19 protein-coding genes are annotated in these 17,167 nt (G+C 73.4%); 8 read left to right on the top strand and 11 right to left on the bottom strand.

Going from position 1 to position 17,167, the window contains the following annotated elements; all coding sequences use genetic code 11:
- Positions 1–32: 32 nt before the first annotated feature.
- Genes ACH4FX_RS02230 through ACH4FX_RS02220 form a run of 3 tightly spaced genes read right to left on the bottom strand, consistent with a single transcriptional unit; the run spans position 33 to position 3,390 of the window.
- Complete coding sequence (locus ACH4FX_RS02230; RefSeq protein ID WP_398474279.1) at positions 33–914, bottom strand: SDR family oxidoreductase; 882 nt, start codon at positions 912–914, stop codon at positions 33–35.
- Entirely contained in the window at positions 911–1,864 is a 954-nt protein-coding gene (locus ACH4FX_RS02225) for an alpha/beta fold hydrolase (RefSeq protein WP_398474278.1), read from the bottom strand. Before ACH4FX_RS02225 ends, ACH4FX_RS02230 begins: the two co-directional genes overlap by 4 nt.
- Positions 1,864–3,390: a flavin-containing monooxygenase gene (locus ACH4FX_RS02220; protein ID WP_398474277.1), complete on the bottom strand. Its 1,527-nt coding sequence runs from the start codon at positions 3,388–3,390 to the stop codon at positions 1,864–1,866. Before ACH4FX_RS02220 ends, ACH4FX_RS02225 begins: the two co-directional genes overlap by 1 nt.
- A gap of 320 nt (positions 3,391–3,710) precedes the next feature.
- Between ACH4FX_RS02220 and ACH4FX_RS02215 the strand changes: the two genes are divergently transcribed.
- Positions 3,711–4,448, top strand: a complete 738-nt coding sequence (locus ACH4FX_RS02215) for a MerR family transcriptional regulator (protein WP_398474619.1) — start codon at positions 3,711–3,713, stop codon at positions 4,446–4,448.
- Positions 4,449–4,498: 50 nt separating this feature from the next.
- Here ACH4FX_RS02215 and ACH4FX_RS02210 read toward each other — a convergent pair whose 3' ends face one another.
- Genes ACH4FX_RS02210 through ACH4FX_RS02200 form a run of 3 tightly spaced genes read right to left on the bottom strand, consistent with a single transcriptional unit; the run spans position 4,499 to position 6,158 of the window.
- The gene (locus ACH4FX_RS02210; RefSeq protein WP_398474276.1) at positions 4,499–5,671 is read right to left on the bottom strand and encodes a protein-L-isoaspartate(D-aspartate) O-methyltransferase; all 1,173 of its coding nucleotides are present in this window, start codon (positions 5,669–5,671) and stop codon (positions 4,499–4,501) included.
- Positions 5,672–5,673: 2 nt separating this feature from the next.
- Entirely contained in the window at positions 5,674–5,958 is a 285-nt protein-coding gene (locus ACH4FX_RS02205; RefSeq protein ID WP_398474275.1) for a hypothetical protein, read from the bottom strand.
- Complete coding sequence (locus ACH4FX_RS02200; RefSeq protein ID WP_398474274.1) at positions 5,955–6,158, bottom strand: hypothetical protein; 204 nt, start codon at positions 6,156–6,158, stop codon at positions 5,955–5,957. The genes ACH4FX_RS02205 and ACH4FX_RS02200 overlap by 4 nt, the downstream gene beginning before the upstream one ends.
- 123 nt (positions 6,159–6,281) lie before the next feature.
- Between ACH4FX_RS02200 and ACH4FX_RS02195 the strand changes: the two genes are divergently transcribed.
- Positions 6,282–7,469, top strand: coding sequence for a helix-turn-helix domain-containing protein (locus tag ACH4FX_RS02195; RefSeq protein ID WP_398474273.1), 1,188 nt, complete (start codon positions 6,282–6,284; stop codon positions 7,467–7,469).
- Here ACH4FX_RS02195 and ACH4FX_RS02190 read toward each other — a convergent pair whose 3' ends face one another.
- Both ACH4FX_RS02190 and ACH4FX_RS02185 read right to left on the bottom strand, forming a co-directional pair.
- Complete coding sequence (locus ACH4FX_RS02190) at positions 7,470–8,276, bottom strand: exodeoxyribonuclease III (protein WP_398474272.1); 807 nt, start codon at positions 8,274–8,276, stop codon at positions 7,470–7,472. It lies immediately after the preceding gene.
- Positions 8,277–8,426: 150 nt separating this feature from the next.
- The gene (locus ACH4FX_RS02185) at positions 8,427–8,747 is read right to left on the bottom strand and encodes a hypothetical protein (RefSeq protein ID WP_398474271.1); all 321 of its coding nucleotides are present in this window, start codon (positions 8,745–8,747) and stop codon (positions 8,427–8,429) included.
- Between the two features lie 229 nt (positions 8,748–8,976).
- Here ACH4FX_RS02185 and ACH4FX_RS02180 point away from each other — a divergent pair, with 229 nt between their 5' ends.
- From ACH4FX_RS02180 to ACH4FX_RS02165, 4 genes are all read left to right on the top strand, one after another.
- A complete protein-coding gene (locus ACH4FX_RS02180; RefSeq protein ID WP_398474270.1) occupies positions 8,977–9,498 on the top strand; it encodes a GNAT family N-acetyltransferase in 522 nt (173 codons plus the stop codon).
- A 153-nt stretch (positions 9,499–9,651) separates the two neighbouring features.
- Positions 9,652–10,641 carry an ABC transporter ATP-binding protein gene (locus ACH4FX_RS02175; protein WP_398474269.1) on the top strand — a complete coding sequence of 330 codons (990 nt, stop codon included), beginning with the start codon at positions 9,652–9,654 and terminating at the stop codon, positions 10,639–10,641.
- The gene (locus ACH4FX_RS02170) at positions 10,638–11,645 is read left to right on the top strand and encodes an ABC transporter permease subunit (protein ID WP_398474268.1); all 1,008 of its coding nucleotides are present in this window, start codon (positions 10,638–10,640) and stop codon (positions 11,643–11,645) included. Before ACH4FX_RS02175 ends, ACH4FX_RS02170 begins: the two co-directional genes overlap by 4 nt.
- A gap of 124 nt (positions 11,646–11,769) precedes the next feature.
- Positions 11,770–12,171, top strand: a complete 402-nt coding sequence (locus tag ACH4FX_RS02165) for a GntR family transcriptional regulator (protein ID WP_398474617.1) — start codon at positions 11,770–11,772, stop codon at positions 12,169–12,171.
- Positions 12,172–12,335: 164 nt separating this feature from the next.
- Here the strand turns inward: ACH4FX_RS02165 and ACH4FX_RS02160 are convergent, their stop codons facing one another.
- From ACH4FX_RS02160 to ACH4FX_RS02150, 3 genes are all read right to left on the bottom strand, one after another.
- Positions 12,336–12,839 (bottom strand): DUF1269 domain-containing protein, encoded by a 504-nt coding sequence (locus tag ACH4FX_RS02160; RefSeq protein ID WP_398474267.1) that lies wholly within the window; start codon positions 12,837–12,839, stop codon positions 12,336–12,338.
- A 106-nt stretch (positions 12,840–12,945) separates the two neighbouring features.
- A complete protein-coding gene (locus ACH4FX_RS02155; RefSeq protein ID WP_398474266.1) occupies positions 12,946–14,223 on the bottom strand; it encodes an ATP-binding protein in 1,278 nt (425 codons plus the stop codon).
- 6 nt (positions 14,224–14,229) lie between these two features.
- On the bottom strand, positions 14,230–14,703 hold the full coding sequence (locus tag ACH4FX_RS02150; protein ID WP_398474265.1) for a hypothetical protein: 474 nt from the start codon (positions 14,701–14,703) through the stop codon (positions 14,230–14,232).
- A gap of 362 nt (positions 14,704–15,065) precedes the next feature.
- Here ACH4FX_RS02150 and ACH4FX_RS02145 point away from each other — a divergent pair, with 362 nt between their 5' ends.
- On the top strand, positions 15,066–15,881 hold the full coding sequence (locus ACH4FX_RS02145) for a MerR family transcriptional regulator (RefSeq protein ID WP_398474264.1): 816 nt from the start codon (positions 15,066–15,068) through the stop codon (positions 15,879–15,881).
- Positions 15,878–17,134, top strand: a complete 1,257-nt coding sequence (locus tag ACH4FX_RS02140; protein ID WP_398474263.1) for a glycosyltransferase — start codon at positions 15,878–15,880, stop codon at positions 17,132–17,134. Before ACH4FX_RS02145 ends, ACH4FX_RS02140 begins: the two co-directional genes overlap by 4 nt.
- Positions 17,135–17,167 lie beyond the last annotated feature (33 nt).

The raw sequence follows: 17,167 nt of genomic DNA, 5'->3' as shown, positions 1-17,167 counted from the left end.
TCACGACGTAACGGAGTCGCCCGGGAGCGGCCTCAGCGGTTCGCCCTGACCTTCTCGTCCGCCTCCCCGCCCGCACCGACCAGCCCCACCCGCAGCCCGTCGAGCCGGTCCCCGAAGCGGCGCATCTCGCGCTGTCCCATGGTGCCGATGACGGACGGCAGGTAGCCGCGGACCGACTGCATCCCGCGCAGCCACCACTGCCCGTAGACATGCGCGGAGCGGCGCTCGACACCCGCCACGAGCCGGTCCACGGCCGGGCCCAGCGGGTACGTCTTGTTCGACGGCCAGGGCAGCCGCTGCCGCAGCTCCCGCATCACGTCGTCCCGGTCGGCGCCGCGCACCATGTCCGTATCGGTCCAGCTCAGATAGCCGACACCGACCCGTACGCCCTTGTGGCCGACCTCGGCCCGCAGGCTGTGCGCGAACGCCTCGACGCCGGACTTGGAGGCGCAGTACGCGGTCATCATGGGCGCCGGGGAGATGGCGGCGAACGAGGCGATCTGGAGGAAGTAGCCGCGCGATTCCATCAGGACCGGCAGGAAGGCCCGTCCCGTGACGGCGCCGCCGATCAGGTTGACCTCGATGACCCGCCGCCAGGACACCGGGTCGGAGTCGGCGAACGGGCCGCCGCTGGCCACCCCGGCGTTGGCGACCACGATGTCCACCTTGCCGAAGCGCGCCTTGACCTCTCGCGCCACGTCGGCCATCGCCTCGTGGTCGGTCACATCCGCGTGCCAGTGCGCCGCCTCGCCGTGCAACGAGGCGGCCACCCGGGCGAGTTCCTCCGGTTCCAGGCCGACCAGCGCGAGCGTGGCACCGCGCGCGGACAGCTTGCGGGCGAGGAGTTCGCCGACCCCGCGTGCCGCGCCGGTGACGACGGCGACCTGCCCCGCCAGGCTCCTGCGTGCGCTCATCGGGCCGTCTCCTTCGCCTCGGTGGTCGTCGTCCCGCTGTTCCGGAGGTGGTCGCGGACCAGCTCCCGGATGCGGCCGATGACCGCGTCCGGCTCCTCGATCGGTGTCATGTGCCCGGCACCCGGCAGTTCGGTCAGCCCCAGGAAGTCCGGCAGTACGGAGGCCAGCCGGCGGGACTGCACGATCGGGGTGAGCCGGTCGGCGGTGCCCGCGAGGACGGCGGCCGGTACGGGCAACCGCGCCGCGCCGCCGGTCAGATCGAGCCCGGCCAGCACCTTGCCCCACCGGGACCGCACCCCCGCCGGGCAGGCGTGCACGATCCGCGCACACGCCTCCACCTGCTCGGGCGTGGCGGTCGGGCCCATCGTGGCGTACTTCAGAATCCGCTTGGCGAGCGCGGTCACCGGCCCGAGCGGCGCCCGCGACCCGAGCACGACCTGATGGGCGATGCGCCGTCCGCCCGGCGAGCGCATCGGTATCACCATGGACTCCGCCGTCAGGTTCGCGCTGCCGGTGCTGCACAGCAGGACGGCGGCGGCCCGCTCCCGGAACTCCGGGCGCTCGGCGGACGCCATGATCGTCATGCCGCCCATGGAGTGCCCGGCCAGCACGGCCCGCTCCCCCTGCTCCAGCGCGGCGCCGAGCACGGCCACCAGGTCGTCGGCGAGCGCGGTGGTGGTGTAGCCGCGCGGGCCCACCGCGGGGGTACGGCCGTGCCCCCGCTGGTCGTACAGCACCACCTTGTGGTCGTCGGCCAGGTCCCGTACGACCGGGGCCCAGAAGGCGGTCGAACAGGTCCAGCCGTGCGAGAGCACCACGGTGGGCAGGTCCGGCCGGTCCGGCCCGTGGATCTCCACGTGCAGCCGGGAGCCGTCGGCCGAGGTCGCGGTCAGCTCGCGGCGCGGGGCGGGCGGCGCGTACCGCCCGTGGGGCATGGACTTCAGCGCCATCACGCCACCGCCTTCACGGCGCCGGCCGCCCGCGCGCCCGCACGCCGCGCCGGAATCCGCAGCACCTCGTACTCGGCGAGGTCCACCTGCCGTGTCACCTTCCGGAACTCGGCCGTCGTACCGGGCCAGACGGTCGTGTTGCGGCCGTTGGCGTCCAGGTACCAGCTGTCGCAGCCGCCGGTGTTCCACACCGTGCGCTCCATGCGCTTCTGGACGCCGCGCGTCCAGGCGTGCACCGCGGAGGGCCGGGCGTTCAGAGCGATCTTCCCGCCCAGCACGTCCAGCTGCCGCATGAAGTCCACCAGGTAGTTCAGCTGCGACTCGATCATCAGGATCATCGAGCTGTTCCCGAGCCCCGTGTTGGGCCCGATGATGGTGAGGAAGTTGGGGAAGCCGGCCGCGGTCGTGCCGCGCAGCGCCTCCATCCCGTCCTTCCACTCCTCGGCCAGCGTCGTGCCGTCGGCGCCGGTGACCCGGTGGGCGATCGGCATGTCGGTGACGTGGAAGCCCGTACCGAAGACGATCGCGTCGGCCTCCGTCTCCGTACCGTCCGAGGCGACCAGCACATTCCCCCGGACCTCTTTCAGCCCGCTCGCCACCACGTCCACATTCGGCCGGGTGAGCGCCGGGTAGTACGAGTTCGACAGCAGGATCCGTTTGCACCCGATCCGGTAGTCCGGCGTCAGTTTCGCCCGCAGCGCCGGGTCCTTCACGGCCCGCTTCATGTGTCCCTTGGCCAGCTGCTCGACCAGGCCCAGTTCGTTCGGCCGCTTCGTGAAGGCGCTGACCTGCAATTCCCGGATGCCCCACAGCAGTCCGCGGCGCGCGGCCCGGGTCGCCGGGACCTTCGTGTGCAGCCAGCGCTCCAGCCCGCTGATCTTCCGGTCGGCGCGCGGCAGCACCCAGGCCGGGGTGCGCTGGAACAGTGTGAGCCGGTCGACCGTCGGCTGGATGGACGGCACGATCTGGATCGCCGAGGCGCCCGTACCGATCATCGCGACCCGCTTGCCGCGCAGGTCGTAGTCGTGGTCCCACCGCGCGCTGTGGAAGACCTTCCCCGGAAAACCGTCCAGCCCCGGAACGTCCGGCACCTTGGGGTCGGACAGCGGACCGGTGGCGGAGACCACCACGTCCGCGGTCAGCGCCCCGCTCGCCGTCTCCACCTCCCAGTGCAGCTCCTCCCCGTTCCACCGGAGGCTCTGCACCTCCGAGTCGAACCGGATGTGCGGCCGCAGTCCGAAGGTGTCGGTGACCCGCTCCAGGTACGCGCGGATGTGCGGCTGCCCGGAGAAGTTGCGCGGCCACTCGGGGTTGGGCGCGAAGGAGAACGAGTACAGGTGCGAGGGCACGTCGCACGCACACCCCGGATAGCTGTTGTCACGCCACGTACCGCCCACGGAGCCGGCCCGCTCCAGGACCACGAAGTCGGTGATCCCCTGGCGCCGCAGCCGTACGGCCGCCCCCAGACCACCGAAGCCCGATCCGATCACCGCCACCCGTACGTGCTCGTGTTCGCGCTGGGCCATGCCGCCGCCTCCCGAGTTCGACCGTCGAAACCAAACCTCTGGTCAATCGCGCCAGCAATCACTGGCACGATTGGAGGGTAGGACACCGGCGTACCGAGCGGTAGGGGGCGCGGGCCGGGAAGTTACCGCTGGTTGCCCCTCGGCCGGGGCCCGGGTGGGCCGCATAGGCTGAGCCCGTGGCAGAGAACAGCAACGGCGCGCCCGTCCCGGACGGCGCGGACCAGGGCGGCACGGCTCCGGACACCGCCGGCCGGCGCGGCCCGGGTACGGCGGAGCCGGACACCGGCTCGTCCGCGCCCGCCCGCCCCCGCGAGTTCCGCATGGCCGACCTGGCCAGGGAAGCCGGCATCACCGTCCGCACCCTGCGCTTCTACCGCGAGCGCAAGCTCATCCCGCCGCCGCGCCGCGAAGGCCGGATCGCCTGGTACAACGAACACCACCTCGCCCGGCTGCGCACCATCGCCGGCCTGCTGGACCGCGGCCACACCCTCGGCGGCATCGCCGAACTCCTCTCCGCCTTCGACAACGGCCGCGACGTCGGCGAACTGCTCGGCCTGGAGAACACTCTCGTCGCCCCCTGGTCCGAGGAGACCCCCGTACGCCTCACCCCCGAGGAACTCGCCGACCACTTCAAGGACGACGTCACCCCCGAGAACCTCGCCACCTCCCTCGACATCGGCTACCTGGCCGTGGACGGCGACGAGTTCGTCCACATCAGCCGCCGCCTCCTCGACGCCTCCACCGAACTCGTCGCCAACGGCGTCCCGCTGGCCGCCGTCCTCGCGGCGGGCCGCCAGGTCCGCACCCACGCCGACGCCCTCGCCGACCTCTTCATCTCGGTCATCCGCACCCACGTCCTGTCCGACGTCCTCACCCGCGCCGCGGCCGGCGCCCCCCTGGACCCCACCGAAGCGGCCCGCATCACCCAGACCATCGAGAAACTCCGCCCCATCTCCAAGGGCATCGTCGACGCGGAACTCTCCATGGCGATGGACCGCAGGGTGCGAGCGGAACTCGAATCCTGGCACCGGGAGAGAAACGAGGCGGACACGCCGTAGCGTGCGGTGTGACCGGGTGCTCGCCCGGAGAAACACCGGCCGGCACCACCTCACAGCGCCCAGGATTCGTCCGGCTCATCCAGCCACGCCCGTCCGCCCTCCTCCGTGATGGTGAGCCCGAAACGCTCGTAACCGGGCCGGTCATGCGCCACCCACCACCGGTACGCGGCCTCCGCCTCCTCCCAGAGGCGACGGGGGCCGCTTTGCCAGATGCGGGTTTTCCCGCCGTCACGGAAGTACGCACACGCCCAGGACAGGTCACGCAGGCTGTAGAGCCACACCGGCCGCGCACCGTCGCGTTTCTCCGCCTCGACCTGCACACAGCCGGGTACGCGCAGCCCCACGGCGAATCGCTGTGGCCCGAACCTGCCTCCGGTGAATTCCTCCTCCGTAAGGGCCGTTGACGTCTCATCCCCGTCCGTCACACTCCCCCGGACGTACTCCTTGTGCACCACCCGCGGCAGACGCTGCGCCCGCAGCTTCATGAATTCCACCGGCCCGGTAAATCTTCCGGAGGCGCTGCTCCCGTCCCCCGCCACCACCAAACGGGCCACGCCATCGGCGTTGCTGTAATGCGTCCCCCACGGCGCGACGAGAATTCCACCAGGGCGGCACTGTTCCACCCAGGCCCAGGGAAAGCGCCGGATTCCGCAGGTCCCCATGATCCGGTCGTACGGGGCCCCTTCCGGATATCCCTGGAAACCGTCCCCGTGGATGACGCGGGCGGAGCTGCCGAACCTCTCCAGCGCCGTACGGGCCCGCTCCGCCAGCGCCCCGTCCACCTCCATGCTGATCACCCGGCCCGCCCCGGCCCGGTGGGCCAGCAGGGCGGCGTTCCATCCGGTGGCCGTGCCGATCTCCAGCACCCGGTCGCCGGAACGTACGTCCAGGTCCCGGAGCATCCGGAACACCACGGACGGCATGGACGCGGAACTGGTGGGCGCCTCACCGGGTTCCGTGCCGCTGTGGTCACCGTCGTCCCACTGGGTGACGACCGGGCAATCGGCATCGGCGTACGCCCGCCACCGCTCCGGATCGTCCGCACGGGAGACACACACGCTGCGCCCCGCCGCCATGTCCCACGGCCACATGACAGCCGGCAGGAAGGCCGCCCGGGGCACGGCCGCGAACGTAGGAGCCCAGTCGGCGGACAGCGCCCCACCTGCCACGAGGGCCAGCCCCAGCTCGGCATGGCGGAGACGGCCGTTCCGCGCCCGCACCACGCTCACCCGCCCTTGGGCGGGTTGGGGACACCGGGGCCGCCGTCGGGGGTGGGCGGCTGCGCTTCCACCTCTGCGTAGTCCTGAAAGTTCCGGCGGTAGCGCCTGTGGCCCGTGTCCTTGGTGTGCTCGCGCATCCACACTTCCACCGGATGCGGTGTCAGCCACTCGTCGGATGCCGCGCCACATTCCTTTTCCTCACCCGAAACACACACCGCCTCGTAGGTGGGTTCCGCCGACGCGTCCTGTGTGATCGTGAAGGGCACGAACCGGAAGACGCGGCGGATCACTGCTCACACTCCCCCGCCTGGTGCTTGCGCATCAGCACATTGGCATCGGATACGCCGCTGTAGTCGCCGACCGAGCGGCGGTTCTCCCTGCGTGTGGACGCCCCGAGGCAGGTCTTGCAGCCTGGCCGGGGGCGGGGTTCGGATACCTGCCGCAGCGGCAGTTCCACCGGCTGCTCCTGCGAGGTCCTGGAGATCGTCATGCAACCAGTCAACTCGTCCCGTACCCGGTGAACTTGCACAGGGCTTGCACAAACGGCATGCGGGTACCCGTGGGGATTGCGACCATGGCAGCAGCAAGCACCTCTTCGGGTAGGGCTGATCACATGGGTACGACCACGGAACTGGCACCGGGCGCGAACCTCGCGGCGCTCCGCAAGGCACGCGGTATGTCTCAGACGCAGCTGGCCGGCCGGGCGAACATCTCCGTCTCCCTCCTGTCCAAGATCGAAGTGGGGGACCGGGCCCTGACACCGGCCGTCGCGGCAGCCCTGGGCAAGCCGATGGGGCTCAGCATGGCCGAAGTACTGGGCCGGGCCTCGGTGTCCCAGGCCGACGAGCAGCAGCTGGCGGAGCTGCGTTCGGCGATCCGGGACTACGACCTGCCGGGACGGCACGAAATCCACGAGGACGGCGTGGCGGCGGCGCTGGAAACCGCCCGGCAGTACCGCGACGCGGCAGCGGTGGACCGGCTGCTGGCGCTGCTCCCCGCCCTGCTCAGGAGCGCCACCACGCACGCGCACACCGCGAACACCGTGGACGCGTGGATGGCGCTGTCCGAGGTCTACAGCAGCGTGTACTGGCTGGCCGCCCGGCACCGGTGGATGGACCTGGCGGAGCTGGCCGTGACCCGCCAGCGTTGGGCCGTCGAACAGAAGCCCGACCCGCTGGGAGTGGCCATCGCCGCCCGCGACCGGGCGGGCGCGTACCTCAACGGCGGTGACTTCGAAGGCGGCCTGACGATCGTCGACCGTGCCATCGCCCAGGCCCAGTCCGGCCTGTCGGGTCAGGAGCGGGCCTTCGCCGTGGGGGTGCTGAACCTCCGGGGCATGACCCTCGCCGGCCGTCTGACCGACAAGCAGGAGGGCAAGCGGGAAGCGGAGCGGCACATCGCGTCCGCGTGGGAGTCCGCCGAGTGGTTCGACGGCGGGGACTGGCACCGGCACAACATGATCTTCGGCCCGCGGAACACCACGACCCACGTCCTGGCCACCCGCCTCGACCTGGGCCGTCCGCGTGAGGCTCTGGAGGTGGCGGAGAGCCTTGACGCTGCCCTGGCGGGTCTGCCCGCCACCCGGGTCGCCCCGTCCAGGATGAACCTCGCCCGTGCGCAGCTCGACGTCGGCGACCGGGACGGCGCCCTGGAGAGCCTGAGCGCCGCATGGGACGCGGCCCCGCAGATGGCACGCATCCACCCCACCGCGCGGGAGGTGTTCCGCGTGCTGTCGTCCCTGCACCGGCGCAGCAAGCCGGAGCTGCTGCGGCTGTCCAAGCTCTCGGGGATCGGCCTCTAGTCAGCCGTGGTCGTAGACCACCGTCACCGGTGCGTGGTCCGACCAGCGGGTGTCGTAGGACGCGGCGCGTTCGACGAGGGCCTTGACGGCGCGGGTGGCGAGGCCGGGGGTGGACATGTGGTAGTCGATGCGCCAGCCTGCGTCGTTGTCGAATGCGCGGCCCCGGTAGGACCACCACGAGTACGGGCCCTCGGTCTCCGGGTGCAGGGCGCGGACGACGTCCACGTAGCCGCCGTCGTGCGCGTCGAGGACGCGGGACAGCCAGGCGCGCTCCTCGGGGAGGAAGCCGGCCTTCTTCTGGTTGGCCTTCCAGTTCTTCAGGTCGGCCTCCCGGTGGGCGATGTTCCAGTCGCCGCACACCAGGACCTCGCGGCCGGACGCGGCGGCCCGCTCGCGCAGTCCGGCGAGGTACGGCAGGAACTCGGCCATGAACCGTTCCTTCTCGTCCTGCCGCTCGGTGCCCACGTCGCCGGAGGGGAGGTAGAGGCTGGCCACCGTCACGCCGGGCAGATCGATCTCGGCGTACCGGCCGCTGGTGTCGAATTCGGCGGACCCGAAGCCGACCTGGACGCGCTCGGGCTCGCGGCGCGTGAAGAGGGAGACACCGGCCCGGCCCTTGGCCGCCGCGGGCGCGTGCACCGTGTGCCAGCCGTCGGGCTCGCGGGCCCCGGCGGGGAGCTGGTCCGGCTCGGCGCGTACTTCTTGGAGGCAGATCACGTCGGCGTCCGTCTCCGCCAGCCACGGCAGGAAGCCCTTCTTGGCCGCGGCGCGCAGGCCGTTCACGTTCACGGTTGTCACAGTTAGCACTACTTGCTCCCTCATCGCGCTGGCGGCAGCGCAGCCTACGCGATGGCAGGGGGCCCGGACGATTCGGCCTCACGGGCGGTACGGGCGGCCGGCGGATATGCCCGGGTGCCCGGCGCGGCGAGCGCCGGGCACCCGGTGAGCCGTCCCCGGTCAGTGGCAGATCGAGGAGGACGGGGTCGCGTACAGGTCGCGGTAGCAGGTCGGCAGCCGGTCGCTGTCAATCTTGTTGACGGCCGTGATGACATACCTGCCGTCCCGGTCGCCGAGCAACTGGTACGGCTTGTGGCCCCACCCGATGGTGCCCGGGTGGTCCCCGCTGCCGCGGGCGTCGTTGTAGCTCCCGTCGTTGCCCGTGGTGTTGCCGAAGGTGACCGGCGGCGCGGGGTCGGCCGCGACGGCGGCTCCGGTCAGGCCGGTGGCGGACAGGGAGACTACGGCGGCGGCGGTGGCCAGCACAGGACGCAGACGCATGGCTTTCTCCTTCGGTTCAGCGTCAGTGGCGCAGCAGCCGTTCCCCGCTGCCGGCCCGGTCTGTCCGATCCCGTACCGACACACCCCCATCGGGTGGATCGGCTCCGCCAGACCGCCGTATGGACAGGAGGGCCGGGGCGGGATCCGGTAGAGGGCCGGCGGCGGTCCGGGACCCCGTTCTCATCTGGCACTCTCGCCCCGGAGCCCGGACATCCGTACGATTCGGCGGATGGAGATCCGCCCCGTCCCCTACGATCACGCCGACGCCGTCGCCCTCGACCGGCTGGTGCAGCGCGAGTACGAGCAGCGATACGGCGAGGGGGACATGACCCCGCTCGACCCGGCGATGTTCCGGCCGCCGCACGGCACGTACCTGCTCGCGTACGAGAACGGGCGCCCGCTGGCCACCGGCGGCTGGCGGTCCCAGGACGCCGGCCCCGAGGGCTACGCGGACGGGGACGCCGAGATCAAGCGGATGTTCGTGGTGGCGGAGGCCCGCGGGCGCGGGCTGGCCCGGCGCATCCTGGCCGCGCTGGAAGCGGACGCGCGCGCGGCGGGCCGGACCCGGATGGTGCTGGAGACCGGCATCAAGCAGCCGGAGGCGCTGGCGCTGTACGCGTCGTGCGGTTACCGGCCGGTGCCGAAGTTCGGGCTGTACCGGACGTACGAGGACAGCCGGTGCATGGGGAAGCCGCTGGCGGGGGACGCCGGGGCGCCGGCCGGCACGCACGTCCGGGCGCACAGTTCGTAGGCCGGTCGCCTTTCCGGCTCCCGTACGACGGCCGCGCTGCCGCACGGGAGCCGCGCCGCCCCTGGGGCGGTCCCGCACACCACCGCGTTGACAGCGATCATGACCGCTCCCCATACTCATTCCACTAATGAACTAGTGGAAGGGGGGATCCGGGTGAGTGACCCGAGCCCATGGGCGGTCGAGGCGTACGGCCTCGGGAAGAGGTACCGGCGCGGCTGGGCCCTGCGGGACTGTTCCTTCCGGCTCCCGGCGGGCCATGTCTGTGCGCTGGTCGGCCCCAACGGCGCCGGCAAGAGCACGTTCCTGGGGACCGCCACCCGGCTGGTGCGGCCCACCACCGGCACGCTGCGGCTGTTCGGCGTGCCGGTGAGCGACCCGGCCGTACTGGAGCACGTCGCCTTCCTCGCCCAGGACAAGCCGCTGTACGGGCGCTTCACGGTCGCCGAGACCCTGCGGCTGGGGCGGGAGCTGAACCCGCGCTGGGACGCCGGGATCGCCGAGCGGATCGTCCGCGCCGGGCAGATCCCCCTCGACGCGCGGGTCGCCACGCTCTCCGGCGGCCAGCGCACCCGGGTCGCGCTCGCCCTCGCCTTCGGCAAGCGGCCGAAGCTGCTCCTGCTGGACGAGCCGATGTCGGACCTGGACCCGCTCGCCCGGCACGAGCTGTCGGGGCTGCTGCTGGCGGAGGCCGCCGAGCACGGCACGACCGTGGTGATGTCCTCGCACCTGCTCTCCGAGATGGCGGACATGTGCGACTACCTGCTGGTCCTCGCGGAGGGGCGGCTGCGGCTGGCCGGGCAGACCGAGGAGCTGGTGCCCGGGCACCTGCTGGTGTCGGGGCTGGCCGAGCCGTCCGGCGGCGACGGCGTGCCCGCCGGACTGGCCGAGCAGCACACCGTCGTGGAGTCGCGGGTCACCGGACGGCAGTTCACCGCCCTGATCCGCCCCGGCGGCCCGCTCCCCGGCACCTGGGAGACGAACGAACCGAGCTTGGAGGAAGTCTTGCTGGCCTACCTGCGTTCCCCGGGGGCGCCGCCGCTGATCACCGAGGAGGCGCGGGTGGCGCCCGGCCCGGGCACGGGGACGAGTACGGGCCCGGACACGGGCGCGGGCACCGGCGGCGACCGGGGGGCCGTCGCATGAGCATGCTCGCCCGTACCGCCGGCGGCCGGGCCGGCAAGGAAGCCGCCGTCCCCCGCGGCCTCCTGCACGGCACGACCTGGCTCGTCTGGCGCCGCCACCGCGGCACCTTCCTCACCGGCCTCGCCATCACCGCCCTGACCTGCGCGGTCTTCATCTACCAGCGCATCGGCCTGATGGACTTCCTGGAGGCGCACCCGCACACCATGGGCGTGTCGCCGCGCGAGGACGGCGAGCTGCTGATGAAGTTCCAGGACACCTTCAGCTCGCCGTTCAACCGCGACATCACCTGGCTGAAGTGGGTCCCGCTCCTCCTCGGCGTGTTCGTCGGCGTCCCGCTGATCGCCGCCGAGCAGGAACAGGGCACCATCCGGCTGGCCACCACCCAGTCCGTCTCCCGCGGCCGGTGGATCGCGGCGAAGCTGGGCGTGCCGCTGACCCTGGTGTTCGTCTGCACGTCGCTGATGTCGGCCGCGTTCACCTGGCTGTGGGAGCCGGCCCACGAGCTGGCCGCGTTCGGCGACTGGTACAACGGCGGCCCGCTGGAGGTCACCGGCCCGGTCCCGGTCGCCCAGGCGCTGTTCCTGACGGTCGTCGGCATCGCCGTCGGCATGCTCCTGCGCCGCGTCGTCGCCTCGATGGCGCTGCTCCTCGTCCTCGGCTTCGGGTTCAGCATCATCTGGTCGGAGCGGGTCCGGCCGCTGCTGGCCCCGCTGCGCCGCAAGCTGTACCCGTCCGGGCAGGACGACCCGCGGCTGCCCGGCGGCGCCGTACGGATCGACGACTGGCTGGCCACCGCGGACGGCAAGCTCTTCGGCTACGGCACCTGCAACAACGACCCCGGCGAGGCGTGCCGTGCGAAGTACGGCATCGTCAACCGCGCCGTCGACTACTACGGCTACGACCAGATGGCCGGGATGCAGTGGGCGGCCACGGGCATCCTGGTGGCGCTGACCGTGGCGGTGACCGTGTTCATCGTCGGGTGGGCGCGGCGGCGGCCCCTCTGAACGGCACCGCTTTGACACCCCGTACGAGTGGGCCGATCATCAAGCCGAAACGGGCGCCGCGGCACCGGCCGGGACGGGCACCGGAGAGGGCGCGGGGGCAGTCGCCCGCGTGCGGAACGGGGAGGTGGTGAGCGTGGTCGAGTTCCGCATCGACCGGCGCAGCGGTGTCGCCACCTACCTCCAGATCGTCCAGCAGGTCCGGCAGGCCCTGCGGCTGGGCATCCTCGTCGAGGGCGACCGGCTGCCCACGGCCGCGCAGGTCGCGGCCACGACGAAGGTCAACCCGAACACGACCCTGAAGGCGTACCGGGAGCTGGAGCGCGAGGGGCTGGTGGAGCCGCGGCCGGGCCTGGGCACGTTCGTGAGCCGGTCGCTGGCCCGGCCGGAGTCCGCCGCCGACTCCGACGCGCTGCTCCGCGAGGAGCTGCGGTCCTGGATGGCCAAGGCCCAGGTGCAGGGACTGGCCAGGGAAGACGTGCAGGCGCTGCTGAACGCGGTGCTGGAGGAGCGGTATCCGGCGGGGTAGGCGTTGGGGGCCGTACCCGGCGGAGTGAGCTGAAGGAGCGGTATCCGGCGGGGTGAGGCGGAGCGGCGATATGCGCGGGGCGCCCGGGGGCGGTGCGTCCGGGGGACGGCGCGCCCGGGGGACGGCGCGCCCGGGGGACGGCGCTCCGGAGGGCGTGCTTCCGCTCAGCCCTCCTCCGCGATCAGTTCCTCCACCTGCTTGCGGACCTCGGCGGCCGGATAGCGGACGACCCGCTCGCCGAAGTCCGCCAGTGCCGCGTCGACCGGGCCCCTGGCCGGTTCCGCGACCTCCGCGACCAGGACGGTGCTGCCCGGCGGCACCTCCGCGGCGAGCAGGTCCACGGCCGCGTTGTCCGCGCTGGCCCGGCGCGCGTCGTGCGCGCCGCCGATCAGCCCGCCCGCGCCGAAGCCGGCCAGCGCGCCCAGGGGCCCGCCGAGCAGTCCGACGAGTCCGCCGACCAGGCCGCCGACGGCGAACCCCCGCGCGGTTCCCGTGCGGTCCTCGCTGTCGGGGAAGCTGACACCGCCGTCCGCGCCGCGGGCGATCACCGTGGCCTCGCGCAGCACGATCCGGTGCTCGGCGTCCTCGTGGCGCAGCGCGTCCAGCGCCCGCCGCCCGGCGTTCTCACCGGCGCTGGTGAGGTCCATGAACAGCACGTTGTCTTCCATCGCTGCGGCTCCAGAGGTCTGCTGGGGAAAGGGACGCATTATCAGCACGCCTCTCCCGGTGCGAGCGTCTGACACCACTCTTGGCGCGACCGCGCCGGAACGCACCTCAGGCGCCGTCGGAAGCGGGGCGCCCGAAGCCCCGGTCCCCGCTGTGGCCGTCCGCCCCCTCCTGCGGACGCAGCGCGTCACTGAGGTCCAGCGTGGCCTCGGCGCCGCCGCCCTCCGGGTTGGCGAACGTCAGCCGCGCGCCGAGCACCCGCGCCTGCCCGCAGGCGATGGTCAGGCCGAGGCCGAGGCCGTGGCCGTCCGAACCGCCGCCCGTACGGAACCGCTGCGGGCCGTGGGCCAGCAGCGCCTCCGGGAAGCCGGGGCCGCTGTCGTGGACGCGCAGGACACCGCGCTCGATCTCGACGACCACCGGCGCGGCGCCGTGCCGCAGCGCGTTGCTGATCAGGTTGACGAGGATGCGCTCGACCCGCCGGGGGTCGGTCTCCACCAGTCCGTCCGACAGCACCCGTACGGCGACGGCCGCCCCGGCCTCCTCGCCCAGCGCCGCCACCGTCCGCCGGGCCAGCCCGCCCAGCGCCCGCAGTTCGGTGTCGGCCTGCTCGGTGCGCGCGTCCAGCCGGGCCACCTCCAGCACGTCCTCCATCAGCCCCCGTACATGCTGCGCCCGGTCCTGGACCAGCTCGGTGGGCCGCGAGGGCGGCAGCAGGCCGGCCGCCGCGACCAGTCCGGCGACGGGGGTGCGCAGTTCGTGGGCGATGTTCGCGGTCACGTCGCGCTCGGCCTGGAGGCGGGCGGCCAGCGCGTCGGCCATGGTGTTCACCGCGGAGGTGAGCTGGGCTATCTCGTCCTTGCCGGTCAGCGGCAGCCGCGCGGTCAGGTCGCCCTCGGCGATCCGCTGGGCGGTGCCGGCCGAGGCGGTCAGCCGCCGCCCCAGCCGGTGGGCGACCAGCAGGCCGACGACGCAGCCCAGCGCGGTGCCCGCGATGCCCGCCATCCACAGGACGCGGTCCAGACTGCGCAGGACTTCCTGCTCGCGTACGTACGGGCGCTTGAGCGCGATGATGTCGCCGTCCAGCTCGGTCGCGGCCCACAGGTGCGGCCGGGGGCCGTCGGGTTCGAGGTAGACGCCGCGCTTGCCGTGCCGGGCGGCGTCCTCCAGCGGTCGGGGGAGGTCCGGCGGGTTGACGATGGCCCGGCCGGTGTCCACGCCGGCCGCCCGGTCCTGCACCATGCTCTGCAGCCGGCCGTCGATCGACTCGGCCGCCAGGTCGAACTGCGCGTCCACGGTCCGGTTGTGCACCAGCACCCCGATGAGGACCGCGACCACGGCAGCCGTGGCGGCGATCGCTATGCCGATCTTCGCGCGCAACCCCATGACGGCCTAGAACTCCGGGGTGTGCAGGCTGATCCTGCCCAGTTCGGCGGCCTTCTCCGGCGGCAGCCGGTCGGAGACGAGGGTGGCGCGGGAGTAGAACGCCGCCCGGTCCCGCCGCTCCTGTCTGAACAGCCCGCTGAGCGTGACCTTGACCGCGTACGGCTGCCGCGCGCACTCCGGCCGGCACCAGCTGCCGGTCAGCCCGCCGGTGGCCTCGGCGGTCGCCTCGCCCCAGGACAGCCAGCGCAGACCGGTCAGGCTGACCGACGCGTTGAGCACGAAGGACGCCGGGCGCTGCAACGGCCGGCGGGCCGCGTCGGCGACGTACACCGGGTCGGTGACCTTCGCCGGTCCGGCGGGCGGCGAGGGGGACACGGCGGGTCCCGCCACCCGCAGGCCCCGCGGGTCGGCGCAGCCGGACAGCAGCAGCGTGGCCGCGGTGAGCGCGGCGGCGCAGGCGGTCGCGGTGAGTGAGCGCACGGGTTCCTCGGTGTACGGGAATGGGCTTTTACGACAAAGGTATCCGTGTCCGCCCAGATTGCCCCCACGCTAAGCAGCCCATTTCACGGCGTCCCCACGGCCGTGTAACAGCGGCCCATCGGTGGCCGCCCGGACACCGTCCCTGAGCGACCCATCGTTGGCCGCACGCCGGGCCCTGTCCACGGTGCCGGGTCCGGCATCGGCCAACCGCCCGCCGGGCCCGCCGGGCCACTTCCGTCCCCGGCGCCCCGCCTGCCCCGCCGCCCCGCTTGACCCTCCCCTCACGTCAGGCCGCAGTCTTGCCCCGTACGGCACGGGCCGTACGGCGGCCCGCGGGCCGTGGCGCGGAAGAAGGCGGTTCCATGGCGTACTCGGTCGGGCAGGTCTCGGGATTCGCGGGCATCACGGTCCGCACTCTGCACCACTACGACCGGACCGGTCTGCTCTCCCCCAGCGCCCGCAGTCCCGCCGGCTACCGCCTCTACAGCGACGCCGACCTGGCCCGCCTCCAGCAGATCCTCTTCTACCGGCAGCTCGGATTCGGCCTCGACGAGATCGCCGCCGTCCTCCAAGACCCGCAGGCCAACGCGCTGGACCGGCTGCGTGCCCGGCACCGCCTGCTCACCGAGCAGATCGCCGAGCTGCAACGGCTGGTCGAGGTCGCCGAGCGGGCCATGGAGGTGCAGCGGACGGGGGTGGAACTGACGCCCGAGGAGCGCTTCGAGGTCTTCGGCGAGGTCTCCTTCGACCTCACGTACGCCACCGAAGCGCACCTGAAGTGGCAGCACAGCGAAGGCCACCGGCGCTCCATGGACCGGGCCGCCGCGCACACCAAGGAGGACTGGGCGCGGATCATGGCCGAGGCCGGTGCGTGGCGGCACCGGCTGCTCGCCGCCTTCGACGCCGGGGAGCCCGCCGACGGCGGCCCGGCCATGGACCTGGCCGAGGAGCACCGGGCGCACGTCTCCCGCTGGTTCACGCCGTGCCCCACCGACATGCACTGCCGGATCGCCGAGGACTTCGCCACCGACCCGCGGGCCTTCGCCCTCGTCGTCCCGCCCTCCCGGCAGCGCCCCGGCCTCGCCGCGTACCTGCGGACGGCGGTGTTCGCCAACGCGGTACGCCAGGCCCCGCAGCTCGCCGACACCGCGCCGCCCGCCCTCCCGGAGCAGTCATGAAGATCCTCATCGCGGCGGCCGGTTCGTACGGTGACGTCGCCCCGTACACCGGCCTCGGCGCCCGCCTCAAGGCCGCCGGTCACACCGTCGCGCTGGCGGCCGACGCCTCGTACGCGCAGCTCGTACGGGACGCCGGGCTGGAGTTCCGCGCGCTGCCCGCCGACCCCCGGAAGCGAGCCGGGGAGGGCGGCGGAGCGCCCGGCGGGAAGCGGGAGCTGATGCGCCGGGCCGCCGCCTTCATCCGGGACCTCGGGCCGGGCGTCGCGGACGCCACGGCCCCCGGCACCGGTCTGATGCTGCTGTCCGCGACCACGGCCCCGCTCGGCCGGCACGTCGCCGAAGCGCACGGCATCCCCTCGCTGGACCTGCCCCTCCAGCCGAACGCCCCCACCGGCGACTTCCCTCCGGTGGTCGCGGGGACCCGCTCGCTCGGGCGCCGGGGCAACCGCGCCGCGGGCCGCCTGTCCCTGCGGGTCGTGGACCGGCTGTACGCGGACGGGGTACGGGACCTGCGGGCCCGGCTCGGCCTGCCGCCCGCGTCGGCGCGTGCGGTGCGCCGACGCCGCGCCGCGGACGGCCGGCCGGTGCTGCACGGCTTCAGCCCGGCGCTCGTCCCCCGCCCCGCGGACTGGCGCCCCGGCCTGGAGGTCGTCGGCAACTGGTGGCCGTACACCGCGCCGGACGCCGCTCTCCCGCCCGCGCTGGAGGACTTCCTCACGGCGGGCCCGCCGCCCGTCTTCGTCGGCTTCGGCAGCATGGCGGCGGGCGCGCGGGGCGACGGCACGGCCGGGCGGCTGACGGCGAGCGTCGTCGGCGCCCTGCGCCGCGCCGGGGTCCGGGGCGTGGTCCAGTCCGGCTGGGCGGGCCTGGACGGCCCCGCGACCGGCGACGACATCCTCACCGTCGGCGAGGTCCCGCACGCCCTGCTCTTCCCGCGTACGGCCGCTGTCGTGCACCACGCGGGCGCGGGCACGACGGCCGCCGCGCTGCGGGCCGGTGTCCCGGCGGTGCCGGTCCCGGTCACCGCCGACCAGCCCTTCTGGGCCGCCCGGCTGGCCGCGGTGGGAGCCGGGACCGACGCGGTGCCGTTCCGCGCGCTGATGGCGGAGGGCGCCGCGGACCGCCTGGCCGAGGCCATCGGACGTGCCGTACGGGAGCCCTCCTGCCGCGCTGCCGCCCGCGCCATCGCGCGGCGCATGGACGCGGAGGACGGCGCGGGCGAAGTGCTCCAGGCGGTGGAGGACGCGGGGTGAGCGGGGGCGGGCCGCCCGGCCCGGAACGAGCCG

Origin of the sequence: Streptomyces sp. NPDC018019 (genome assembly GCF_044327805.1) — a bacterium.
Taxonomy (GTDB): Bacteria; Actinomycetota; Actinomycetes; order Streptomycetales; family Streptomycetaceae; genus Streptomyces.
This window is presented reverse-complemented; position numbering and strand designations above follow the sequence as displayed.